This is a genomic window from Gluconacetobacter tumulisoli (assembly GCF_014174155.1).
Lineage (GTDB): Bacteria > Pseudomonadota > Alphaproteobacteria > Acetobacterales > Acetobacteraceae > Gluconacetobacter > Gluconacetobacter tumulisoli.
The window spans coordinates 12,525-35,717 of record NZ_JABEQM010000014.1 but is presented as its reverse complement, the minus strand read 5'-3'; the positions used below and the strand labels follow the sequence as shown (position 1 = coordinate 35,717).

Below are 23,193 nucleotides of genomic sequence, written 5' to 3'. Positions count from 1 at the left end.
GAAATCCCGGCGGCGGCGTGCCGCCCCGGGAGGGGCCGGTTTGTCCTGTCGTCTTCCATATCGCCCCGGGACCTTGCCGTTACGGTTCCGCATGACGACATGGTGTCTTGAGTGGTCGCAAATGTGACACGCCGGGCGGAGCAGGCCTTTTGTGGATGCCGGCCCGGGATCGTCCTTCAGGAGGTCAAACTACATGCCCGATTCCGAACGGCTTGATCGCGGTCCTGCCGGTGCACAGGACGCGGAGGGTACCGCCCCCCGTCCTGAAACCGTCGACGAGGGCAACGAGGTCGCGCTCTCCGGTGCCGACACGATGGCGGTACTGCCGCTGCGCGACATCGTCGTCTTTCCCCATATGATTGTCCCCCTGTTCGTCGGACGCGAGAAATCGGTCCGCGCGCTGGAGGCGGTAACCAAGCATGACAAGCAGATCCTGCTGGTCGCGCAGAAGAACGCCTCGCAGGACGATCCGTCGGCCGAGGACATCTATCGCTACGGCACCGTCTCGACGATCCTGCAATTGCTGAAGTTGCCCGACGGCACGGTGAAGGTGCTGGTCGAAGGTGGGCGCCGGGCGCGCATCACCGCGCTGCACGATATCGACGGCCATTTCGAGGCCGAGATCGAGCCGGTCGAGGAAGACCCGGCGTCCGGCAGCGAGGGTGAGGCCCTGGGCCGCACAGTGGTGTCGCAGTTCGAACAGTATATCAAGCTGAACAAGAAGATCGCGCCCGAGGTCCTGGTCTCGCTGAACCAGATCGAGGACCTGTCGAAGCTTGCTGACACGATCGCCAGCCATCTGAACCTGAAGATCGCCGAGAAGCAGGAAATCCTGGAAATTCCCGGCGTCAATGCCAGGCTGGAACGTGTGTTCGCGCATATGGAGGCCGAAATCGGCGTCCTGCAGGTCGAAAAGCGCATCCGCAACCGCGTCAAGCGGCAGATGGAGAAGACGCAGCGCGAGTACTATCTGAACGAGCAGCTGAAGGCGATCCAGAAGGAACTGGGCGAGGGCGAGGAAGGCAAGGACGAAGCCGCCGAAATGGAAGAGCGGATCGCCAAGACCCGCCTGCCCAAGGAAGCGCGTGACAAGGCGCTGGCCGAGCTGAAGAAGCTGCGGACCATGAGCCCGATGTCGGCCGAATCGACCGTGGTGCGCAATTATCTGGACTGGATCGTCAGCATTCCGTGGAAGAAGCGCTCGAAGGTGCGGCGCGACCTGCAGGAAGCCGAGAAGGTGCTGGATACCGACCATTACGGGCTGGAGAAGGTCAAGGAGCGGATCCTGGAATATCTGGCGGTCCAGAGCCGGGCGCAGAAGATCAAGGGGCCGATTCTCTGCCTCGTGGGACCGCCCGGCGTCGGCAAGACGTCGCTGGCGCGTTCGATCGCCAAGGCAACCGGACGGCATTACGTGCGGATGTCCCTGGGCGGCGTGCGGGACGAGGCCGAGATCCGTGGCCACCGGCGTACCTATATCGGTTCGATGCCCGGCAAGATCATCCAGGGCATGAAGAAGGCCAAGTCGTCCAACCCGCTGTTCCTGCTGGACGAGATCGACAAGCTGGGCGCCGACTGGCGCGGGGACCCGTCCTCGGCGCTGCTGGAGGTCCTGGATCCCGAGCAGAATTCCACTTTCGCCGACCATTACCTGGAGGTGGATTACGACCTGTCCGACGTCATGTTCGTCACCACGGCCAACAGCCTGAACATGCCGCAGCCCCTGCTGGACCGGATGGAGGTCATCCGTCTGTCGGGCTACACCGAGGACGAGAAGGTGGAGATCGCCAAGCGGCATCTTCTGGGCAAGCAGGGCGAGGCCCACAGCCTGCGCGCGGACGAATGGTCGGTCAGCGACGACGCGTTGCGCGAACTGGTCCGCAGCTACACCCGCGAGGCCGGTGTGCGGAACCTGGAGCGCGAGATCGCGACCCTGGCCCGCAAGGCGGTACGCGAGATCGTTGCCGGCAAGGCCAAGAAGGTCGCCATCACCTCCAGCAACCTGGAGAAATATGCCGGGGTGAAGCGGTTCCGCTATGGTGAGACCGAAGCCGAGGACATGGTCGGCGTCGTGACCGGCCTGGCCTGGACCGAGGTGGGCGGCGAGATCTTGACCATCGAAAGCGTGATGGTGCCCGGCAAGGGCGCGATCAAGCAGACGGGCAAGCTGGGCGACGTCATGCAGGAAAGCGTGGCGGCAGCCCTGTCCTATGTCCGGAGCCGGTCGGTGACGTTCGGCATCAAGCCGACCCTGTTCGAGAAGCGCGACCTGCATGTCCACGTGCCCGAGGGCGCGACGCCGAAGGACGGGCCGTCGGCGGGAATCGCGATGGCGACGTCGCTGGTCAGCGTCCTGACGGGAATTCCGGTCCGACGCGACGTGGCGATGACGGGCGAGATCACGCTGCGCGGCCGGGTCCTGGCCATCGGCGGCCTGAAGGAGAAGCTGTTGGCCGCGCACCGCGCGGGCATCAAGACGGTCTTCATCCCCAAGGACAACGAAAAGGACCTGGTGGACATACCGGAGGCGGTGAAGAAAAACCTGACGATCCTGCCGGTTGCCCATGTCGATGAAGTGATCGGGCAGGCGCTGGTCACGCGCCCCGAGCCGATTGAATGGACCGAAGCGCCCGAGCCTGTCGCCCCGGCATCGGCTGCGGGAATGGCTGCCTCATCCCTGCCGCATTGAATGTGTCAAAAACGCACCAGCCCCCCCGGTTTGTCGGAGTTTACCGCCGGATCGGGGGGGAAGGTCGGTTGACGCGACGGGAAACGGCTGCATAGTGCGGCGCAATGCGGCGCAGGCGATCATCTGGTCCCGGCGCGCGCGCAGCTAAAGAAAGGCGTAAAATGGAGAAGCCACTTAACAAGCAGGAACTCGTCGCCGCTGTGGCCGACGACGCCGATCTGCCGAAGGCGAAGGCGGGCGAAGTGGTCGATGCCGTGTTCAGCGCGATCGAGAAGGCCCTGTCCAAGAAGCAGGAGGTCCGTCTGGTCGGCTTCGGAACGTTCGTCACCGCGACGCGCAAGGCTGCCAAGGGCCGCAATCCCCGCACGGGTGAGGAAATCGACATTCCGGCGTCCACCTCCGTCCGTTTCAAGCCGGGCAAGAACCTGAAGGAAGCCGTGAGCTGATCACGCGCTGATTTCGAAAAGGGGGGCCATGCCGGCCTGGCGCCGCGTCATGGTCCTCCTGTCTTGCATACCCCGTCTTGCGGGCGATTAGCTCAGCGGTAGAGCGTCTCGTTTACACCGAGAGGGTCGGCGGTTCGATCCCGTCATCGCCCACCACGATATTCAGTCCCGATGGATCCGCTCCATGGGGGGCAGCGCCAAAAACTTCCGTCGCGTCGGTTGACGTGATCGGGGGGGATGGCTAAACACCGCCTCACGCCTTCGCGGGTGTAGCTCAGTTGGTTAGAGCGCCGGCCTGTCACGCCGGAGGTCGCGGGTTCGAGCCCCGTCACTCGCGCCACGGTCGTCTTGTCGACCGTATGTTCGGAAAATTACTTTCCGCCCCAATAATCAAATGAAAACCCCGGGCCGGCGAAAGTAATTCGCGGTTAACGCGCGTATCCGTGTAACGTTTCCCCGTCATCACGGTAATGTTCCTATCCCCATGGTGCATCGCACACTGTTCGCATCGGAAGGTTGGGTCTAACCTTCCTGCATGTCGAAGCCCTGTTTCGTCATGACGCCGAATGGCGTGCCACCAGGTCAGGGGAAGCATCATGCAGTCCGTCATCGCGGATTACTTTCCGATCCTTGTCTTCGCTGTGATCGCCGTCGTCATTGCCGGCGCGATGTTGGGAAGCTCCCTGCTGTTCGGGCACCAGAAGCCCTATGCGGAGAAGGTTTCGGCCTACGAATGTGGATTCGAGGCCTTCGATGACGCGCGGCGTCGTTTCGATGTGCGCTTCTATCTTGTCGCGATCCTGTTCATCATCTTCGACCTCGAGGTCGCCTTCCTGTTTCCCTGGGCGGTCAGCCTGTCGCGGATCGGCCTGTTCGGCTTCCTGTCCATGATGGGGTTCCTGGGCATCCTGACGGTCGGGTTCATCTACGAATGGTGCAAGGGCGCACTGGACTGGGATTGAGGACGTGCGCGGAGGAGAGACACGCATGAGCACCGCCAAAGCGACGGGCGAGGGGCAGGATGCCATTGCCTGGAACCGGGAAATGCTGCCGCCGGGACCGGAACAGGACGCCGTCATCAAGGGCATCACCGGTGAGATCACCGAAAAGGGTTTCGTCGTCGCCAATCTCGACAAGCTGGTGAACTGGGGACGGACGGGCAGCCTGTGGCCGATGTCCTTCGGCCTGGCCTGCTGCGCGGTGGAGATGATCCACGCCTACATGCCGCGCTATGATCTGGACCGCATGGGCATCATTCCCCGCGGGTCGCCGCGCCAGTCGGACGTGATGATCGTCGCCGGCACGCTGACCAACAAGATGGCGCCGGCCCTGCGCCGGGTCTACGACCAGATGGCCGAGCCGCGCTGGGTCATTTCGATGGGATCCTGCGCCAATGGCGGCGGCTATTACCATTATTCCTATTCCGTGGTGCGCGGATGCGACCGGATCGTTCCGGTGGATGTCTATGTCCCCGGGTGCCCGCCGACGGCCGAGGCCCTGATCTACGGCATCCTGCAATTGCAGAAGAAAATCCGCAGGACAGGGACGATTCTCCGTGGCTGATATCGGAAACGATCTGATGTCCGGGGCGACCCGGGCACGCGGGACCCTGGGATCCCTGGCGTTCGCGTTGTCCACCGCCGTGCCGGGCATCCGCTCTGCGGCGATCGAGGGAGGGGAACTGGTGGTGCGCACCACGCGTGACCAGTTGATCGCCCTGATGACTCTGTTGCGCGACGACCCGCGCTATGCCTGCGAGCAGATGATGGATCTGTGCGGGGTGGATTTCCCCGAACGGGCCGAGCGATTCGACGTCGTCTACAATTTGCTGTCGGTGTCGCTTAACCATCGGATTCGCGTGATCGTCACGACCGACGAAACGTCGCCGGTGCCGTCGGTCCATCATCTGTGGGCCGCTGCTACGTGGTGGGAGCGCGAATGCTACGATCTGTTCGGCGTCCTGTTCTCCGGCCAGCCGGATTTGCGCCGGATCCTGACCGATTACGGGTTCGAGGGGCATCCGCTGCGCAAGGACTTCCCGCTGACCGGCTATGTCGAGGTGCGATACGACGAGGACCGGCGCCAGGTTGTCTACGAGCCCGTCAGGCTGACGCAGGATTTCCGCAATTTCGATTTCGAATCGCCCTGGGAAGGCATCCTGACCCTTCCGGGCGACGAGAAGGCGCACGAATCCCGCCAGGGACTGAAGTTGCCGCGATGATCGGGACACCCAAGCTGAAGGGAGCCGGACGATGAGCGACATTGTCCTTCACAAGGATATCCCGGACTCCCTGCTGCCGGCCGATGCGGCCGCCAGGGCCGAGACCCGCACGGTCGAGATCGATTCCCATGCCCTGAATTTCGGCCCCCAGCATCCGTCCGCCCATGGCGTGCTGCGCCTGGTGCTGGAAATGGAAGGGGAGGTCGTCGCCCGCGCCATTCCGCATATCGGCCTGCTGCATCGCGGCACGGAAAAGCTGATCGAATACAAGACCTATCCGAAGGCGCTGCCGTATTTCGACCGCCTCGATTACGTCTCGCCGATGTGCGAGGAGCAGGCGTTCGCCCTCGCCACCGAGAAGCTGCTGGGGATCGATATCCCGGACCGCGCGAAATGGATTCGCGTGATGTTCGCGGAACTGACGCGGATTCTGAACCATATCCTCAACCTGACCTCGTTCGGGCTCGATTGCGGTGCCCTGACGCCGGCGCTGTGGGGATATGAGGAACGCGAGAAGCTGATCGAATTCTACGAGGCCGCGTCGGGCGCGCGGTTCCACGCCAATTATTTCCGCCCCGGCGGCGTCGCGCGCGACCTGCCTGCTGGCCTGGAGGAGAGGATCGGCGAATGGGCGCGGCAGTTTCCGAAATGGATCGACGATCTGGAAACCCTGCTGACCAATAACCGGATCTGGAAGCAGCGGACGGTCGGCATCGGCGTGTTCACGACCGAACAGGCATTGTCCTGGGGCTTCAGCGGGCCATGCCTGCGCGCCTCTGGCGTGCCGTGGGACCTGCGCCGCGCCCAACCGTATGACAATTACGACAAGGTCGAATTCAATATCCCCGTTACGCGACAGGGCGATTGCTATGACCGCTATCTGATTCGTGTCGCCGAAATGCGCGAGAGCGTGCGGATCGTCGAGCAATGCTTGGCCCAGATGCGGCCCGGCCCGATCAAGATCCAGGATCACAAGATCACCCCGCCACCGCGGCGCGAGATGAAGCGCTCGATGGAAGCGCTGATCCATCATTTCAAGCTGTTCACCGAGGGATATCACGTTCCCCCCGGCGCCACCTACACGGCGGTCGAAAGCCCGAAGGGCGAGTTCGGCGTCTATCTGGTGGCCGATGGCAGCAACCGTCCTTACCGGTGCAAGATCCGGCCGACTGGCTTCGCCCATCTGCAGGCGATCGACGAGATGTCGCGTCGCCACATGCTGGCGGACGCGGTCGCGATCATCGGGTCGCTCGACTTGGTGTTCGGCGAGATAGACAGGTGAAAGAGATGTCCGCTCATTCCCCAATAGACCAGATCGAGCAGCCCGCGTCCTTCGCCTTCGACGAGGAAAGCGAGGCGGAGATTGCGACCATCCTGGCCAAATATCCGGCCGAACGGAAGGCCAGCGGCACGCTGCCGCTGCTGTATGTCGCGCAGAAGCAGATGGGCCGCCTGACCGGCAGCGCCTGGGTGCCCCGCGTGGCGATGGACGAGATCGCCCGGCGGCTGGAAGTGGCGCCGATCCGGGTCTACGAGGTCGCGACCTTCTACCTGATGTTCAACACCAAACCCATCGGCCGCTACCATCTGCAGGTCTGCACGACGACGTCGTGCTGGCTGCGCGGGTCGGACGACGTGGTTGCGGCCTGCAAGAAGGCGACCGGCATCGGGGCCTTCGGCCAGTCGAGCGCGGACGGACTGTTCACGCTGACCGAGGTCGAATGCCTCGGCGCGTGTTCCAATGCGCCGATCCTGCAGGTTGATGACGATTTCTACGAGGATCTTGACGGGCCGCGCACGGTCGAACTGATCGAGGCGTTGCGCCGGGGCGAACGGCCGACGCCAGGTCCGACGATCGACCGCATGGGCTCGGCCCCGGCGGGTGGGCGCAAGACGCTGACGGACAGTCCGGCGGATCAGGGCTGAGGGGGAGAGACGGGAATGCTTCAGGACAAGGACCGGATCTTCACCAACCTCTACGGCCAGCAGGACTGGCGCCTGGCCGGCGCGCGCCAGCGGGGGGACTGGGCCGACACGGCGGCGATCCTGGCCCGGGGCCGGGATGCGATCATCAATGAAATGAAGGCGTCCGGCCTGCGCGGTCGGGGCGGGGCGGGCTTTCCGACCGGCGTGAAATGGTCGTTCATGCCCAAGAATTCGGACGGTCGTCCCCATTACCTGGTGATCAACGGCGACGAATCCGAGCCGGGTACCTGCAAGGACCGCGAGATCCTGCGGCACGAACCGCACAAGCTGGTCGAAAGCGCACTGATTGCCTCGTTCGCGATGGGGGCGCATGCGGCCTATATCTATATCCGCGGCGAGTTTTTCAACGAGGCCCGGCATCTGCAGATCGCGATCGACGAGGCCTACGCGGCCGGCCTGATCGGAAAGAATGCGGCCGGGTCGGGCTGGGATTTCGATTTCTATATCCACCGCGGCGCGGGTGCCTATATCTGCGGCGAGGAAACGGCGCTGCTGGAAAGCCTGGAAGGCAAGAAGGGGCAGCCCCGGATGAAGCCGCCTTTCCCGGCGGCGATGGGGCTGTATGGATGCCCAACCACGGTGAACAACGTGGAAAGCATTTCGGTCGCCTCCACCATCCTGCGGCGCGGCGCGACATGGTTTTCCTCGCTGGGTCGCCCGAACAATGCGGGCACCAAGCTGATGGCCATCTCGGGCCACGTCAACACGCCCTGCGTATTCGAAGAGGAACTGGGCGTTCCGCTGAAGGACATCATCGAAAAGCATGGCGGCGGCGTGCGCGGTGGTTGGGACAATCTGCTGGCCGTCATTCCCGGCGGCTGCTCGGTCCCCGTCCTGCCGAAGGCGATCTGCGAAACGGTCCTGATGGATTACGACAGCCTGCGCGCCGAACGGTCGGGCCTGGGCACGGCCTGCATGATCGTCATGGACAAATCGACCGATATCGTCCGCGCCATCGCCCGGTTCTCGCAATTCTTCAAGCATGAAAGCTGCGGCCAGTGCACGCCCTGCCGCGAGGGAACGGGCTGGATGATGCGCGTCATGCAGCGGATGGTCGAGGGACGGGCCGAACTCGAGGAAATCGACATGCTCGAACAGGTCACGCGCCAGGTCGAGGGCCACACGATCTGCGCACTGGGCGATGCGGCGGCATGGCCGATCCAGGGCCTGATCCGGCATTTCCGGCCGGTGATGGAGGATCGGATCCAGGCCTACAAGGCCGCGCACGGCGGCGGACGGATCACGCAGGTACCCCAGGGCGTTCCCGTGGGCATTCCCGTGGCGGCGGAGTAAGGGCGATGGTGAAGGTTACCGTCGACGGGATCCAGGTCGAGGTTCCCAACGGGTCCAGCGCGCTGCAGGCGTGCGAGGCCGCGGGCAAGGAGATCCCGCGCTTCTGTTTCCACGAACGGCTGTCCGTCGCGGGCAATTGCCGCATGTGCCTGGTGCAGGTGGTACGCGCGCCCAAACCCGTGGCGTCCTGCGGCTTCCCGGTGGCGGAGGGGATGGAAATCCTGACCGACACCGAAATCGTGCGCAAGGCGCGGCGCGCGGTGATGGAATTCCTGTTGATCAACCACCCGCTGGATTGCCCGATCTGCGACCAGGGCGGCGAGTGCGACCTGCAGGACCAGGCGTTCGGCTATGGCGCGGACCATTCGCGCTACCGCGAAGCCAAGCGTGCGGTGACGGACAAATATCTCGGTCCGCTGGTCAAAACGGTGATGACGCGCTGCATCCAATGCACGCGCTGCGTCCGCTTCGCGACCGAGATCGCGGGCGTGCCCGAACTGGGCGCCGTGTCGCGCGGCGAGAACATGGAAATCACCAATTATGTGGAAAAGGCCCTGACGTCCGAATTGTCGGGAAACCTCATCGACATCTGCCCGGTCGGCGCACTGACGTCCAAGCCCTATGCCTTCACCGCCCGCCCGTGGGAATTGAAGAAGACCGATTCCATCGACGTGTTCGACGCCGTCGGCACCAATACCAGCCTCCAGGTTCGTGGTAGCGCCGTGCTGCGCATCGTACCCCGCGTCAATGACGAGGTGAACGAGGAATGGCTGGCCGACAAGGGCCGCTTCGCGATGGACGGGCTGAAGCACCGGCGGCTGGACCGCCCGTGGGTCCGCGTCCATGGCAAGCTGCAACCCGTATCGTGGCAGGATGCGTTCGTCGCCATCGGCCGCCGGCTTGACGGCGTGCCGGGCGAACGGATCGGCGCGATCGCCGGCGACCTGTGCGACGCCGAGAGCATGCTGGCGCTGAAGGATCTGATGACCGCGCTGGGGTCATCCAACATCGATTGCCGCCAGGACGGCGCGCAGTACGACGTGTCCCGCCGGGAATTCTATACATTCGGCAGCGGTATTGCCGGAATCGAGGACGCGGATGCCCTGCTGATCGTAGGATCCGTCCCCCGGCAGGAGGCCCCGGTCCTGAACGCCCGGATCCGCAAGCGGTTCATCGCCGGAGGACGGGGCGGCTTCCCGATCGGGATGATCGGCGCACCGAACGCCGATCCGACCTACCGGGCTGAAATCCTGGGCGACGGGCCGGCCGTTCTGGCCGAACTGCGACAGGGCGGCCATCCGTTCGCCGACGTGCTGAAGGCGGCGAAACGGCCGATGATCATCGTCGGCCATGGCGCGCTGGTGCGCGAGGACGCGCGGGCGATCCTGGCGGCATGCTGGGCGCTGGCGACGGAAGTCGGGGCCGTCGGGCCGGAGTGGAACGGCTTCAACGTCCTGCACACCGCGGCCAGCCGCGTGGCAGGCCTGGATCTGGGCCTGCTGCCCGGCCCGGGCGGACGCAGCGTCGCGGGCATGATGAGCGGCGGCGTGGACGTGCTGTGGCTGCTGGGCGCCGACGAATTCCATACGGCGCAGATCGGTGCGCAGACCTTCGTCATCTATCAGGGGCATCACGGTGACGCCGCTGCCGCGCGGGCCGACGTGATCCTGCCCGGTGCCAGTTTCGCCGAGAAATCCGGCACTTACGTGAATACCGAAGGGCGAGTGCAGCGATCGTTCCGCGCGGTCATGCCGCCGGGCGACGCGCGTGAGGACTGGCGGATCCTGCGGGCGTTTTCCGAGGTCGTCGGCAAGACCCTTCCCTATGACACGCTGGAGGCCCTGCGCGACCGCCTGGCGGCGGCGAACCCGGTCTTCCGCGTCATCGGCGGCCGCGACGTGTCGGGCATATCCGATCTCGCGGGGCCGGCCGGCGATCCGGGCGCCGTGTCGCCGGCGCCGTTCCAGCCGGTGATCGACGATTATTACCAGACCAACCCCATCTGCCGGGCCAGCCCGACGATGGGCGAATGTTCGCGGATCTATGTCCATCCCCAGACGGTGGCGGCGGAGTAAGGCGACGTGGCGCATTTCTTTCTGCACACCCTGATCGGCCAGGTCATCCTGACGGTCCTCGAGGCCCTGGCGGTGCTGGTGCCCCTGCTGCTGGGGGTGGCGTACCTGACCCTGGCCGAGCGCAAGGTCATGGCCGCGATGCAGCTTCGCAAGGGGCCGAACGTGAACGGCCCGTTCGGGGTGCTCCAGGCCTTTGCCGACGCGATCAAGATGATCACCAAGGAAACGGTGATCCCAGCCGGGGCGAACCGCGTCCTGTTCCTGTTCGCGCCGTTCCTGACCTTCTCGCTGGCGATGGTCGCGTGGGCGGTCATCCCCACCAATAATGGCTGGGCGGTGGCGAACATCAACGTGGGCATCCTGTACCTGCTGGCGATCTCGTCGCTGGGCGTTTACGGCATCCTGATCGCGGGATGGGCGTCCAATTCCAAATATGCCTTCCTCGGCGGTCTGCGCTCGGCGGCGCAGATGGTGTCGTACGAGGTCTCGATCGGGCTGGTCATCGTCTCGGTCCTGCTGGCGGTCGGCAGCCTGAACCTGAACGACATCGTGCTGGCGCAGCGCCATGTCTGGTTCTGCCTGCCGATGTTCCCGATGTTCATCGTATTTTTCATCTCGGCCTTGGCGGAAACCAACCGTGCGCCGTTCGATCTGCCCGAGGGCGAGAGCGAACTGGTGGCCGGCTTCTTCGTCGAATATTCGGCGCTGGCCTTCGGCCTCTTCTTCCTTGGCGAATATGCCAACATGTTCCTGATGTCGGGCATGGTCAGCATCCTGTTCCTCGGCGGCTGGCTGCCGCCGGTGGGGATCGTGCCATTCACCTGGATCCCGGGGCCGCTGTGGCTGATCGCGAAAATCCTGTTCTGCCTGTTCGTCTTCATCTGGGTGCGCGCGACGTTCCCGCGCTACCGCTACGACCAGCTCATGCGCCTGGGATGGAAGGTGTTCCTTCCGTTCTCGCTGGTCTGGATGGTGCTGACGGCAGGTTTCCTGCTGGCCACCGGGCTGCTGCCCCAGGGAGGAGCAAGCTGATGGGACATCTCGACCGGACGGTCCGTTCCTTCCTTCTGGCCGAACTGGTGGCCGGGATGGGGGCGACGCTGCGGGCCTTCTTCAAGCCCAAGGCGACGATCAACTATCCTTATGAAAAGGGGCCTCTGTCGCCCCGCTTCCGCGGGGAGCACGCGTTGCGCCGCTACCCCAATGGCGAGGAACGCTGCATTGCCTGCAAGCTGTGCGAGGCGACGTGCCCGGCGGAAGCCATCACCATCGAATCCGAACCCCGCGACGACGGGTCGCGGCGCACCACGCGCTACGACATCGATATGACGAAGTGCATCTATTGCGGCCTGTGCGAGGAAGCCTGCCCGGTGGATGCGATCGTCGAGGGGCCGAATTACGAGTTCGCGACCGAAACGCGGGAGGAGCTCATGTACAACAAGGACAAGCTGCTCGCCAACGGCGATCGCTGGGAGAGCGTCCTGGCGCGGCGGCTGGAGCTCGATGCGCCCTATCGTTGAGAGATCCGGCCCCCGGCCGGCACGGTCCGCGAACGGACCGGCGGCGGCCCGGCGGCGGCAGGAGGAAAGATCCATGCGGCAGGCCCGCGCCAAACAGCCCGTGGCTAAACAGCCACGATCTGAACAGCCCCGATCTGAACAGCAAGGTCAGCGACAATGACCCAAATCGTCTTCTACGTCTTCGCGACGGTCCTGGTCCTGTCGGCCGGCATGGTGGTCAGCGCCCGCAACCCGGTCCATTCCGTCCTGTTCCTGATCCTGGCCTTCTTCAACGCCGCGGGATTGTTCCTGGTCGCGGGGGCCGAGTTCCTGGCGATGATCCTGGTCATCGTCTATGTCGGCGCGGTTGCGGTCCTGTTCCTGTTCGTCGTGATGATGCTGGACGTGCGCTTTACCCAGATGCGCGAGGGATTGCAGCGCTACGCCCCCTTCGGGGCGGCGGTCGGCGGCGTGCTGTTCGCGGAACTGGCGCTGGCGTTCGGGCATTGGCGGATCGCTGAGAACATCGCCGACGTGCCCCACCTGGTGCCGTCCCCGGGCCGGACCAACACGGCGGCGCTGGGGGACGTGCTGTATACCCACTACGTCTTTCCGTTCGAGGCCTGCGGCATCGTGCTGCTGGTGGCCATGATCGGCGCGATCGTCCTGACCCTGCGCGAACGTCCCATGGGACGGCGGCAGAATATCGACCGCCAGCATGAGCGCACGGCCGCGGCATCGGTCGAGATGATGGCCCTGCCGCTGGGACAGGGCGTCACGGAACTGGGCGGTTTCCGCCGCCCGGATAAATCCTATTACGTCGCCTCGGTCCCCGGATCGTACGGGGTGACGGCCGAGGCCGTGCCCCAGGCCGCCCCGGCTGGCGACGACAGGCATGGAGGGCTGGGTCAATGACCGGCGGACTGGGAAGCATCGGCATCGGCCCGTACCTGACGGTCAGCGCCATCCTGCTGGTACTGGGTGTCTTCGGGATTTTCCTGAACCGCAAGAACGTCATCATCATCCTGATGTCGATCGAGCTGATCCTGCTGTCGGCCAACCTGAATTTCGTGGCGTTCTCCTCGGCGCTCGGCGACCTGTCCGGGCAGGTCTTCACCTTGTTCGTCCTGACCATCGCGGCGGCCGAGTCCGCCATCGGGCTGGCGATCGTGACCGTCTATTTCCGCAATCGCGGTTCGATCGAGGTCGAAGACATTACGATGATGAAGGGTTGAGCGGATCATGGAAACGGCATCCTACCTTTTCGAGATCGCGGTCTTCGGCCCTCTGTTCGCCTCGGTCGTGGCGGGACTGTTCGGCCGGCTGATGGGTGACGGGCTGGCCCGGATCCTGACGACCGGCCTGATGATCGTGGCCGCCTTCTGCGGGATCGGCGCGCTGTGGACGGCGCTGCATTCCGGCGCGACGCCGGTGGTCGTGCAGCTGGCCGACTGGATCCGCGCGGGCGCCTTCCACGCGGCCTGGACGCTGCGCCTGGATACGCTGTCGCTGTCGATGGTGGCGATGGTGACCAGCGTGTCGGCGCTCGTGCATCTCTACAGCATCGGCTACATGGGGCACGAGGCGACGCCGACCTATCGGTTCTTCTCCTACCTCTCGCTCTTTACCTTTGCGATGCTGATGCTGGTCACGTCCAATGACCTGGTCCAGCTCTTCTTCGGGTGGGAAGGGGTCGGCCTCGCCAGCTACCTGCTGATCGGCTACTGGTACGACCGGCCCAGCGCGGTCAACGCGGCGATCAAGGCCTTCGTGGTCAACCGCGTTGCCGACCTGTTCTTCATGGTGGGGATCGCCCTGCTGTTCGTCGAATTCGGTTCGGTCACCTACGACAACATCTTTGCCCTGGTTCCCGCGCATGGGGACGACATCTACACGCTGTTCGGCACCCACCGGGTCTATGAGGTCATCTGCACGCTGCTGTTCATCGGTGCGATGGGCAAGTCGGCGCAGCTGTTCCTGCACACCTGGCTGCCGGACGCGATGGAAGGGCCGACCCCGGTGTCCGCGCTGATCCACGCAGCGACGATGGTAACCGCCGGCGTGTTCCTGATGGCGCGTATGTCGCCGCTGATCGAATTCGCACCGGCGACCAAGGCCTTCATCCTGTTCATCGGGGCGACGACCTGCTTCTTCGCCGCGACCGTCGGGCTGGTGCAGCCGGATATCAAGCGGACGATCGCCTATTCCACCTGTTCGCAGCTTGGCTACATGTTCGTCGCGGCGGGTGTCGGCGCCTACCAGGCATCGATGTTCCACCTGACGACGCATGCATTCTTCAAAGCGCTTCTGTTTCTTGGCGCGGGTTCGGTTATCCATGCCGTCCATGACGAACAGAACATGTTCCGCATGGGCGGATTGTGGAAGAAGATCCCGCTGACCTACGGCGCGATGTGGGCAGGCAGCCTGGCACTGGCCGGCATCTTTCCCTTCGCGGGCTACTGGTCGAAGGATGCGATCCTAGAGGCAGCCTGGATGGCGCATAGCGGCCTGGGCTTCTACGCCTGGACGCTGGGCTGCGTGACGGCCTTCCTGACGGCGCTGTACAGCTGGCGCCTGCTGTTCCTGGTCTTCCACGGCACGCCCCGCGACCCGCATCTGTACGAGGGCGCGCATGAAAGCCCGGTTTCGATGACCCTGCCCCTGGTGCTGCTGGGCATTGGCGCGGTGCTGGCCGGCATGCTTCTGGCGCCGTACTATGTCGGCTCGGGCCAGGTGGCCTTCTGGAACGGCGCCATCGTGAATGCGCCGGGCAACACGATCATCGAGACGTTGGAGCAGACGCCCGAACTGGTCGCGCTGGTGCCGACATTTGCCGGCGTGGCCGGCATCCTGGTCGCCTATCTCTGTTACATCGCCAGCCCTGCCATTCCGGCGACGCTGGCGACCAGCCTGCGGCCGTTGTACCTGTTCCTGCTGAACAAATGGTATTTCGACGAGCTCTATGACCTGATCTTCGTCCGACCCTATCGCGCGCTCGCGCGCCTGCTGTGGAAGGGCGCGGACGAGGGCGTGATCGAAGGCATCCCGCAGGGACTGGCCCGCATGACGGCCGGTACCGCCGGCCAGGCGGTCCGGACCCAGACCGGGTCGATCGCGGTCTATGCCTTCACGATGCTGATCGGCCTGGTGGTGCTCGTCTCCACCATGCTGATCTTCCACTGATCTCCGGGAAACAGGTCTGAACCGATGAACTGGACACTTGCCCTGCCGGAAATCGTCCTGACGATCTGCGGCCTCGCCATCCTCGTCTTCGGCGTGGTGCAGAAGGAACAATCGTTCTTCTCCTGCTCCATGCTGACGATCGGTGCGTTCCTGGTGACCGGTTTCCTGGTCCTGACGTCCGCGGACGGGGTCGGGTACAACCATATCTTCGTCAACGACGATTTCTCGCGCTTCATGAAGATCCTCAGCCTGGCGGGCGGAGGACTGGCGACCATGCTCACGGTCGGCTATGCCCGGGAGATGAAGGTCGAACGGTTCGAATTTCCCGTTCTGCTGCTGTTCTCGACGCTGGGCACCATGATGATGGCGTCGTCCGAGAATTTGATGACCCTGTTCATCGGCCTGGAACTGTCATCGCTGGCCATCTACATCCTGTGCGCCTTCGCGCGGGACGAGGTCACCGGGGCCGAGGCCGGACTGAAATATTTCGTGCTGGGATCGCTGGCGTCGGGCCTGCTGCTCTACGGGATCGCCCTGGTCTACGGTTTCGCCGGGACGCTTGAATATGGCGGGATCCAGACGGCGATGAGCGCGACCTCCGCCGTGCCGATGGGCCTGATGTTCGGGATCGTCTTCATGCTGGCGGGGCTGGCCTTCAAGCTGTCGGCGGTGCCATTCCATATGTGGACGCCCGATGTCTATCAGGGGGCGCCGACCTCGGTGACGGCGTTCATGGCCGGCGCGCCCAAGATCGCGGCGTTCGCCCTGCTGCTGCGCGTCATGGCCGGCCCGTTCGGGCATGTCTCGCCGCAATGGCAGATCCTGGTGGAAGGCATCTCCATCGTGTCCATGCTGTTCGGTTCGCTGGCGGCGATCCCGCAAACCGACATCAAGCGGCTGATGGCCTATTCGTCGATCGGCCATATGGGCTACGCGATGATGGGCCTGTCCGCCGGCACGGCCGAGGGCATGCGCGGCACGCTGGTCTATCTGACGACCTACCTGCTGATGAACGTGGGGACGTTCGCGGTGATCATCGCCATGCGTCGCAAGGGCCGTGGCGTGACCGCGATCGCCGACCTGTCGGGCCTGGCCAGGACAGATCCGGGGATGGCGATGGCGATGGCGATCTTCATGTTCAGCATGGCGGGCGCCCCGCCGCTGGCCGGATTTTTCGGCAAGTTGATGGTGTTCTACGCGGCGGTCAATGCCCACCTGTATGCTCTGGCGGCGATCGGCGTCGTCAGCAGCGTGATCGGGGCATTCTATTACGTGCGTATCGTGAAGGTGATGTTCTTCGACGAGGCCGCGCCGGCCTTCGACCGGCGGCCGCTGTCGCTGTCGTTCGTGTCGATGGGCATGGGGGTCGCGACGGTGGGCTTCCTGCTGGTGCTGGGGCCGGTTTCCACGGCGGCGCAGGCTGCGGCCCAGGCCCTGTTCAGGTGAACGAAGCCGACCCGGCCCGGCCCGCAACCCTACCCGGCGCGACGTCCTGGCGGCTGGAAATATACGACGAACTGGGCTCGACTTCCGATCTGTGTCTGGAACGCGCCCAGGCGGGCGCCGCGGCCCGCTTGGGCGTCATGGCAAGGCGGCAGGTCCGCGGACGTGGCAGCCGGGGACGGGACTGGCAGGATCCGGGGGGCAATCTGGCCTTTTCGGTACTGCTGCGGCCTGATGGCGCGGGGGGCTGGCCTGCTGGCCTGTGGCCCTTTATCGCGGGCCTGGCCTTTTACGATGCACTGGCGCCATGGATTTCCGATCCGGCATCCCTGCGGCTGAAATGGCCGAACGATCTGCTGCTGGACGGGCGCAAGGCCGCCGGGATCCTGATCGAATCGGGGGGGGAGGCCGACCGCTGGCTGGTCATCGGGTTTGGCGCCAATCTGCGCGCCGCGCCCCCCATTCCCGGACGTGATCTGGCCTGTGTCGCGGAGTACGGTCCCCCGCCCGTGCCCGAGATCGTGGCGCAGGGAATCTGCGACGGGCTGGACCGCTGGATGGCGGTTTGCGGACGCGGAGGCTTCGCCCCGGTGCGGCAGGCATGGCTGGAACACGCTCACCCTCCGGGGACAAGGCTTGTGGTACGCGGGGAAAGCGGGCAGGTAGAAGGTTCGTTCGAAGGCCTCGATGCGCAGGGATTGCTCCTGCTGCGGTGCGCCGATGGGACGAGACGGATTTCAGCCGGCGAGATCCTGCTGCTGGACCGGGGTGCGATGGCGCCCCCGGCCGGCGACGGGACCGCGGCGGCGACATAACGGCAGGATAAGGTCCGTCGGCGGGCAGGGGTGCTCGTCGAGAGGAAGGCCAGGACGAACCCGGCGGGTTCGGGCGGTTGGCCCTCCGGCTCCGATGCGCTTCGATTGCGCCCATGCGGACCGATACCGATGTGATTGACCCCGAAGGGGTGTGGATTCTGGCGGGCGTACCCCATGCCCGCGCTGAGTGAAGACAGACAACGCCAGGAACCGGCACAGCCAAGGTACTGGCAGGATTCAAGGTACAGAAGGATTGGTTATGAATGATGTGAGTGATGGTCTGGCCTTTCTGCCTTTGGGCGGAACGGGCGAGATCGGCATGAATCTCAACCTCTACAGGCTGGGATCCACCTGGCTGGCAGTGGATTGCGGTATCGGCTTCAGCGGCAACGACACGCCCGAGGCCGAGATCCTGATGCCCGACCCGGTCTTTATCGTCGAGCGCAAGAAGGACCTCGCGGGGCTGGTGATCACCCACGCGCATGAGGATCACCTGGGGGCGGTGGCCCATCTGTGGCCGCGTCTGGGCTGTCCGGTCTATGCGACGCCCTTCGCCGCCGCCGTCCTGCGGCGCAAGCTGAACGAGGCGCATCTGCAACAGCAGGTGAAGATCCATGTGATCGCGCCCGGGGCGCGCTTTGACGTCGGGCCGTTCGATATCGGTTTCGTACCCGTCACCCATTCGGTGCCCGAGGCCCAGGCGCTGGTGCTGCGCACGCCGCATGGCATCGTCGTCCATACCGGCGACTGGAAACTGGACCCCACCCCGATGGTCGGCCCGCCGACCGACGTCGCGGCGTTCGAGGCGCTGGGCAACGAGGGCGTCCTGGCGATGGTGTGCGACAGCACCAACGTGATGACCGAGGGCCCGTCAGCGTCCGAGGCCGACGTCCGTCGCGGCATGACCGACCTGATCGGATCGCTGACGGGGCGGATCGCCGTGACCTGCTTCGCCAGCAACGTGGCGCGGGTGGAAACGATCGCCAAGGCCGCCCAGGCGGCGGGGCGTTCGGTCGCCATCGTCGGCCGGTCGCTGCGCAACCTCGACCTCGCGGCGCGGGAATGCGGCTATCTGTCCGACGTCCCGCCCTTCCTGTCTGAACAGGAAGCCAATTCCGTGGCGGATGATTCGGTCGTGCTGATCATTACGGGCAGCCAGGGCGAACCGCGCTCCGCCCTGTCGCGCATCGCCAGCGATACCCATCCCAACATCTCGCTGGGCGAGGGCGATACCGTCATCTACAGCAGTCGGATGATCCCGGGGAACGAACAGGCGGTCATGCAGGTGCAGGACAACCTGACCCGGCGCGGCGTGCGGGTGCTGACGGACCGGGACCATCTGGTCCATGTGTCGGGCCATGCGACCGGCGGCGACGTGCGGCGCCTGTTCGACCTGGTGAAGCCGCGCTATGCGGTGCCGGTGCATGGCGAATGGCGTCATCTGACCGCCAACGCCGCCATCGCGCGCGAAAAGGGCGTGACGCCGATCCTGCTGGAGGATGGCGACATCCTGAACCTGTCGCCCGGCTCGGTCGAGGTCGTGGATACCGCGCCGACCGGTCGCCTGGTGCTCGACGGGGGACGCCTGCTGGCGATGAATGGCGGCGTGCTGGCCGCCCGTCGGCGCATGCTGTTCAACGGCATGGTCATCGGCAGCTTCGCCGTGGATGACGAAGGCTATCTGATCGGCGACCCCAAGGTCAGCGCGCCCGGCCTGTTGGATCCGGAAGACCCGGAAACCGCCCGCATGACCGAGGAATTCGGCGACGCGCTGGACGAGATTCCCGATGAACTGCGCCGGGACGACACCACGTTCCGCGAGGCCGCGAAGACCGCGTTGCGTCGTGCCCTGGGGCGTAAATTGCAGAAGCGGCCGCTGGTCGACGTGCACCTGCTGCGCGTCTGAGGGGGCCCGAAAGGATTACGGCAGAAAAGGTGGTTGCCTTTTCTGCCGTTCCCGGACGTTTTTTCCCTAAACCCGGCATATCCTGACAACCGGATTGGACGGGTGGGACTGTAGGAGTCCGTATCGGGCCTGTCACCTGCTTCACGGACTTGTTGAACGTGCCAGGACAGGGTTTGGGCTTCACAGTTCGTTGTGCATAACGGGACCTCCATGGATATGCCGACATGGCGACCATGCGGGTTCTGTCGTATTGGTCTTTTCCTGTTCCACGATCCGCCCGGCGAATGGCCGGTTTTTCGAGGTTGATAACGGCATGCGTCTGTCCCGTGGCTTCCTGCCTACTCTCAAGGAAAATCCTGCCGAGGCGCAGATCGTCTCCCACCGCCTGATGCTGCGGGCCGGCCTGGTGCGCCAGACCTCGGCGGGGATCTATGCTTGGCTGCCGGCTGGATGGCGGGTGCTGCAGAACATCGCCCGGATCGTGCGCGAGGAGCAGAATGCCATCGGCGCGCAGGAACTGCTGATGCCCACGATCCAGCCGGCGGAACTGTGGAAGCGGTCCGGTCGCTATGACGCCTATGGGCCGGAGATGCTGCGCATCCAGGACCGTCATGAGCGCGACCTGTTGTACGGACCGACCAACGAGGAGATGATCACCGACCTGTTCGGTCAGGTCATCAAATCGTACCGCGAACTGCCGCAGGTGCTGTACCACATCCAGTGGAAGTTCCGCGACGAGGTCCGTCCCCGTTTCGGCGTGATGCGCGGGCGCGAATTCTTCATGAAGGACGCCTACAGCTTCGACGTCGATTATGCTTCGGCGGTCGATACCTATCGGCGGATGATGCTGGCCTATCTGCGCACCTTCCAGCGGCTGGGCGTCAAGGCGATCCCGATGGTGGCCGATACCGGCCCGATCGGCGGCGAGCTGAGCCATGAGTTCCTGATCCTGGCGCCCACGGGCGAAAGCGGCGTGTTCTTCGACGGTGCGTTCGAGGACCAGGACTGGCTGTCCGAACCGGTGGACATCGCCGACCGCGAGTCGCTGGATGCGTTCTTCACGCGCATGACCTCGTTCTATGCGGCGACGGACGAGAAGCATGACGAATCCGCCTGGACCGACGTCCCGGCCGAGCGCCGACGCGAGGGCAGGGGCATCGAGGTCGGCCACATCTTCCATTTCGGCCGCAAATACACCGAATCGATGGATATCGCCGTCAGCGGTCCCGACGGTGCGCCGCTCTATCCGGAAATGGGGTCGTACGGCATCGGGGTCTCGCGCCTCGTGGCCGCGATCATCGAGGCCAGTCATGACGAGAACGGGATCATCTGGCCCGATAGCGTGGCGCCGTTCCGCGCGGCCATCCTGAACCTGAAGACCGGGGACGCGGCCTGCGACGCGATCTGCGAGACGGTGTATGCGGCCGCGCCGGACGCATTCCTCTATGACGACCGGGCCGAGCGCGCGGGCGTGAAATTCGCCGACGCCGATCTGATGGGTCATCCGTGGCAGATCATTGTCGGCCCCCGCGGCGCCAAGGAAGGCAAGGTGGAACTGAAGCGCCGTCAGGACGGCGCGCGGTTCGAGTTGACGGTGGACGAGGCGATCGCCCGCGTGACCGCAGCCTGACGATGTTCGGTCCGTTCGAACGGGCGGTCGCCGGCCGGTACCTGCGCGCGCGCAAGGGGGAACGGTTCGTCTCGGTGATCGCCATCTTCTCGCTGATCGGCATCGCGCTGGGGGTGGCGACGCTGATCATCGTCATGTCGGTGATGAACGGCTTCAAGGCCGATTTGATGGGCCGGATCCTGGGGCTGAACGGCGACCTGAGCGTCTTCGGCCTGACGCGGACCATCCAGAATTACGACGATCTGGCGGCCACGGTGCGCCAGGTCCCCGGCGTGGTGACCGCGACCCCGCTGATCGAGGAGCAGGTACTGCTGAATTCCGGCTCGTACAATGCCGGCGGCCTGGTCCGGGGCATGACGGCGCAGGGATTGCGCGACCTGCATGAAATCAGCGGTTCGCTGGTGGCGGGCTCGCTGGATGGCTACCAGGGCAATGACGCCATCGTCATCGGCGTGACCCTGGCCGAACGGGCCGGCCTGTCGGTGGGGTCGAAGCTGACCTTGGTATCGCCGAACGGGGCGGCGACCGCGTTCGGCACCGTGCCGCGCGTGCGGGCCTATCATGTGGTGGCGATCTTCGACGCCGGCATGAACGATTACAATGCCAGCTACGTCTTCCTGCCGCTGCCGGCCGCGCAGATCTATTTCGAGATGCCGGACCAGGTCACGCAGATCCAGGTCACGACCCGTGATGCGACCAACGTGCAGCCGATCCGCATGGAGATCGAACGCGCGCTGGGGGATTCCCGCCTGCGGGTGCTGGACTGGACGCAGAGCAACAACGCCTTCTTCGGCGCGGTGCAGGTGGAACAGAACGTGCTGTTCCTGATCCTGACCCTGATTATCCTGGTCGCGGCGTTCAATGTCATTTCGTCGCTGATCATGATGGTGAAGGACAAGACCGGCGACATCGCCGTGCTGCGCACCCTCGGCGCCAGCCGGGGGGCGATCATGCGGATCTTTCTGATGTGCGGGGCCTCGGTGGGCGTGACGGGCACCGCGGCGGGCACGGCGCTGGGTATCGCCTTCAGCCTGAACATCGAGCGCATCCGCCAGGTGCTGCAGTCGCTGACCGGCACCAACTTGTTCAATCCCGAGATCTACTACCTTGAGCATCTGCCGTCGAAGCTGATCTGGTCGCAGGTGTTCGAGGTCATCGCGATGGCGTTGGTCCTGTCGCTCCTGGCCACGCTCTACCCATCCTGGCGTGCGGCGCGGACCGACCCCGTGGAGGCCCTGCGCCATGAATAAGGCCGGGATGGACGTGATCCCCCTGGTCCTGGACGGTGTGGAACGCACCTTCCGCAGCGGGGACGAGACGCTGGAGGTGCTGCGGGGCGTGGATCTGGCACTGCGCGCCGGCGAGATCGTGGCCCTGGTCGCGCCGTCGGGCACCGGCAAATCCACCCTGCTGCATCTGGCCGGCCTGCTGGAAGCGCCGGATCGCGGCCGCGTCGTGGTCGGCGGCGAGGAGGCCGGGCGCCTGGGCGATGGCGAGCGGACGGCCATCCGGCGTCGGCAGATCGGATTCGTCTACCAGTTCCATCACCTGCTGCCCGAGTTCACGGCGCGGGAAAACGTGATGTTGCCGCAGATGATCGCGGGCGTACGCCGTGCCGATGCGCGGGTGCGCGCCGATGCGCTGCTGGGCTCGTTCGGGCTGGCGCATCGGCTGGGGCACCTGCCCGGCCGCCTGTCGGGTGGCGAGAAGCAGCGCGTGGCCATTGCCCGTGCTCTGGCCAATCGCCCCGGCATCCTGCTGGCGGACGAACCGACTGGCAACCTGGACGTCCATACCTCCGACGCGGTGTTCGATGAATTGCTGCGGATGGTGCGGGGCGAGGGCGTGGCGGCACTGATCGCCACCCACAATGCCGCGCTGGCCGCCCGCATGGACCGGGTCGTGACCCTGCACGAGGGACGGCTGGTGGAGATGTCGCCCGACTGACGATTGGCCTTGCCTCAGGGCGCTACCCTGAAACCCGCCAAAGGGCCTGGCCCTCTGGAA

20 protein-coding genes and 2 tRNA genes are annotated in these 23,193 nt (G+C 64.9%); all 22 read left to right on the top strand.

Annotation, left to right across the window (positions count from 1 at the left end; all coding sequences use genetic code 11):
* Positions 1 to 193 precede the first annotated feature (193 nt).
* The 22 genes from lon (at position 194) to HLH28_RS14795 (ending at position 23,133) form a co-directional block, all read left to right on the top strand.
* Positions 194 to 2,689, top strand: coding sequence for an endopeptidase La (gene lon / locus HLH28_RS14900; protein WP_182960614.1), 2,496 nt, complete (start codon positions 194 to 196; stop codon positions 2,687 to 2,689).
* Between the two features lie 161 nt (positions 2,690 to 2,850).
* A complete protein-coding gene (locus tag HLH28_RS14895; RefSeq protein WP_012227333.1) occupies positions 2,851 to 3,135 on the top strand; it encodes an HU family DNA-binding protein in 285 nt (94 codons plus the stop codon).
* Between the two features lie 81 nt (positions 3,136 to 3,216).
* A tRNA-Val gene (locus tag HLH28_RS14890) sits at positions 3,217 to 3,291 on the top strand.
* A gap of 107 nt (positions 3,292 to 3,398) precedes the next feature.
* Positions 3,399 to 3,475 (top strand) — tRNA-Asp (locus HLH28_RS14885).
* A gap of 256 nt (positions 3,476 to 3,731) precedes the next feature.
* Positions 3,732 to 4,097, top strand: coding sequence for an NADH-quinone oxidoreductase subunit A (locus HLH28_RS14880; protein WP_182943161.1), 366 nt, complete (start codon positions 3,732 to 3,734; stop codon positions 4,095 to 4,097).
* A gap of 25 nt (positions 4,098 to 4,122) precedes the next feature.
* Entirely contained in the window at positions 4,123 to 4,698 is a 576-nt protein-coding gene (locus tag HLH28_RS14875) for a NuoB/complex I 20 kDa subunit family protein (protein WP_182960612.1), read from the top strand.
* 16 nt (positions 4,699 to 4,714) lie between these two features.
* Positions 4,715 to 5,356, top strand: a complete 642-nt coding sequence (locus HLH28_RS14870) for an NADH-quinone oxidoreductase subunit C (protein WP_182960715.1) — start codon at positions 4,715 to 4,717, stop codon at positions 5,354 to 5,356.
* A gap of 31 nt (positions 5,357 to 5,387) precedes the next feature.
* Positions 5,388 to 6,638: an NADH-quinone oxidoreductase subunit D gene (locus HLH28_RS14865; protein WP_182960610.1), complete on the top strand. Its 1,251-nt coding sequence runs from the start codon at positions 5,388 to 5,390 to the stop codon at positions 6,636 to 6,638.
* Between the two features lie 5 nt (positions 6,639 to 6,643).
* The gene (locus tag HLH28_RS14860; RefSeq protein WP_182960608.1) at positions 6,644 to 7,282 is read left to right on the top strand and encodes a complex I 24 kDa subunit family protein; all 639 of its coding nucleotides are present in this window, start codon (positions 6,644 to 6,646) and stop codon (positions 7,280 to 7,282) included.
* A 15-nt stretch (positions 7,283 to 7,297) separates the two neighbouring features.
* Positions 7,298 to 8,635: an NADH-quinone oxidoreductase subunit NuoF gene (gene nuoF, locus HLH28_RS14855; protein ID WP_182960606.1), complete on the top strand. Its 1,338-nt coding sequence runs from the start codon at positions 7,298 to 7,300 to the stop codon at positions 8,633 to 8,635.
* 5 nt (positions 8,636 to 8,640) lie between these two features.
* Complete coding sequence (gene nuoG, locus HLH28_RS14850) at positions 8,641 to 10,710, top strand: NADH-quinone oxidoreductase subunit NuoG (protein WP_182960604.1); 2,070 nt, start codon at positions 8,641 to 8,643, stop codon at positions 10,708 to 10,710.
* A 6-nt stretch (positions 10,711 to 10,716) separates the two neighbouring features.
* On the top strand, positions 10,717 to 11,742 hold the full coding sequence (gene nuoH, locus HLH28_RS14845) for an NADH-quinone oxidoreductase subunit NuoH (RefSeq protein WP_182960602.1): 1,026 nt from the start codon (positions 10,717 to 10,719) through the stop codon (positions 11,740 to 11,742).
* On the top strand, positions 11,742 to 12,230 hold the full coding sequence (nuoI, locus tag HLH28_RS14840) for an NADH-quinone oxidoreductase subunit NuoI (protein WP_182943148.1): 489 nt from the start codon (positions 11,742 to 11,744) through the stop codon (positions 12,228 to 12,230). The genes nuoH and nuoI overlap by 1 nt, the downstream gene beginning before the upstream one ends.
* Positions 12,231 to 12,386: 156 nt before the next feature.
* On the top strand, positions 12,387 to 13,124 hold the full coding sequence (locus HLH28_RS14835; RefSeq protein ID WP_182960590.1) for an NADH-quinone oxidoreductase subunit J: 738 nt from the start codon (positions 12,387 to 12,389) through the stop codon (positions 13,122 to 13,124).
* Positions 13,121 to 13,444: an NADH-quinone oxidoreductase subunit NuoK gene (gene nuoK, locus HLH28_RS14830; protein ID WP_012227311.1), complete on the top strand. Its 324-nt coding sequence runs from the start codon at positions 13,121 to 13,123 to the stop codon at positions 13,442 to 13,444. The genes HLH28_RS14835 and nuoK overlap by 4 nt, the downstream gene beginning before the upstream one ends.
* A gap of 7 nt (positions 13,445 to 13,451) precedes the next feature.
* Positions 13,452 to 15,392 (top strand): NADH-quinone oxidoreductase subunit L, encoded by a 1,941-nt coding sequence (gene nuoL / locus HLH28_RS14825; RefSeq protein WP_182960588.1) that lies wholly within the window; start codon positions 13,452 to 13,454, stop codon positions 15,390 to 15,392.
* Between the two features lie 24 nt (positions 15,393 to 15,416).
* A complete protein-coding gene (gene nuoN, locus HLH28_RS14820) occupies positions 15,417 to 16,838 on the top strand; it encodes an NADH-quinone oxidoreductase subunit NuoN (RefSeq protein WP_182960586.1) in 1,422 nt (473 codons plus the stop codon).
* Positions 16,835 to 17,650, top strand: coding sequence for a biotin--[acetyl-CoA-carboxylase] ligase (locus HLH28_RS14815; RefSeq protein ID WP_182960584.1), 816 nt, complete (start codon positions 16,835 to 16,837; stop codon positions 17,648 to 17,650). Before nuoN ends, HLH28_RS14815 begins: the two co-directional genes overlap by 4 nt.
* A 259-nt stretch (positions 17,651 to 17,909) precedes the next feature.
* Entirely contained in the window at positions 17,910 to 19,556 is a 1,647-nt protein-coding gene (locus HLH28_RS14810; RefSeq protein WP_182960582.1) for a ribonuclease J, read from the top strand.
* Positions 19,557 to 19,869: 313 nt separating this feature from the next.
* Positions 19,870 to 21,186 (top strand): proline--tRNA ligase, encoded by a 1,317-nt coding sequence (proS, locus tag HLH28_RS14805; protein ID WP_182960580.1) that lies wholly within the window; start codon positions 19,870 to 19,872, stop codon positions 21,184 to 21,186.
* Between the two features lie 2 nt (positions 21,187 to 21,188).
* Positions 21,189 to 22,436, top strand: a complete 1,248-nt coding sequence (locus HLH28_RS14800; RefSeq protein WP_182960578.1) for a lipoprotein-releasing ABC transporter permease subunit — start codon at positions 21,189 to 21,191, stop codon at positions 22,434 to 22,436.
* Positions 22,429 to 23,133 carry an ABC transporter ATP-binding protein gene (locus HLH28_RS14795; RefSeq protein ID WP_182960576.1) on the top strand — a complete coding sequence of 235 codons (705 nt, stop codon included), beginning with the start codon at positions 22,429 to 22,431 and terminating at the stop codon, positions 23,131 to 23,133. The genes HLH28_RS14800 and HLH28_RS14795 overlap by 8 nt, the downstream gene beginning before the upstream one ends.
* Positions 23,134 to 23,193: the final 60 nt, after the last annotated feature.

Coding starts and splice junctions, on each gene's coding strand:
- lon (WP_182960614.1), top strand. CDS start 194: ATGCCCGATTCCGAACGGCTTGATCGCGGTCCTGCCGGTGCACAGGAC.
- HLH28_RS14895 (WP_012227333.1), top strand. CDS start 2,851: ATGGAGAAGCCACTTAACAAGCAGGAACTCGTCGCCGCTGTGGCCGAC.
- HLH28_RS14880 (WP_182943161.1), top strand. CDS start 3,732: ATGCAGTCCGTCATCGCGGATTACTTTCCGATCCTTGTCTTCGCTGTG.
- HLH28_RS14875 (WP_182960612.1), top strand. CDS start 4,123: ATGAGCACCGCCAAAGCGACGGGCGAGGGGCAGGATGCCATTGCCTGG.
- HLH28_RS14870 (WP_182960715.1), top strand. CDS start 4,715: ATGTCCGGGGCGACCCGGGCACGCGGGACCCTGGGATCCCTGGCGTTC.
- HLH28_RS14865 (WP_182960610.1), top strand. CDS start 5,388: ATGAGCGACATTGTCCTTCACAAGGATATCCCGGACTCCCTGCTGCCG.
- HLH28_RS14860 (WP_182960608.1), top strand. CDS start 6,644: ATGTCCGCTCATTCCCCAATAGACCAGATCGAGCAGCCCGCGTCCTTC.
- nuoF (WP_182960606.1), top strand. CDS start 7,298: ATGCTTCAGGACAAGGACCGGATCTTCACCAACCTCTACGGCCAGCAG.
- nuoG (WP_182960604.1), top strand. CDS start 8,641: ATGGTGAAGGTTACCGTCGACGGGATCCAGGTCGAGGTTCCCAACGGG.
- nuoI (WP_182943148.1), top strand. CDS start 11,742: ATGGGACATCTCGACCGGACGGTCCGTTCCTTCCTTCTGGCCGAACTG.
- HLH28_RS14835 (WP_182960590.1), top strand. CDS start 12,387: ATGACCCAAATCGTCTTCTACGTCTTCGCGACGGTCCTGGTCCTGTCG.
- nuoK (WP_012227311.1), top strand. CDS start 13,121: ATGACCGGCGGACTGGGAAGCATCGGCATCGGCCCGTACCTGACGGTC.
- nuoL (WP_182960588.1), top strand. CDS start 13,452: ATGGAAACGGCATCCTACCTTTTCGAGATCGCGGTCTTCGGCCCTCTG.
- nuoN (WP_182960586.1), top strand. CDS start 15,417: ATGAACTGGACACTTGCCCTGCCGGAAATCGTCCTGACGATCTGCGGC.
- HLH28_RS14810 (WP_182960582.1), top strand. CDS start 17,910: ATGAATGATGTGAGTGATGGTCTGGCCTTTCTGCCTTTGGGCGGAACG.
- proS (WP_182960580.1), top strand. CDS start 19,870: ATGCGTCTGTCCCGTGGCTTCCTGCCTACTCTCAAGGAAAATCCTGCC.
- HLH28_RS14800 (WP_182960578.1), top strand. CDS start 21,189: ATGTTCGGTCCGTTCGAACGGGCGGTCGCCGGCCGGTACCTGCGCGCG.
- HLH28_RS14795 (WP_182960576.1), top strand. CDS start 22,429: ATGAATAAGGCCGGGATGGACGTGATCCCCCTGGTCCTGGACGGTGTG.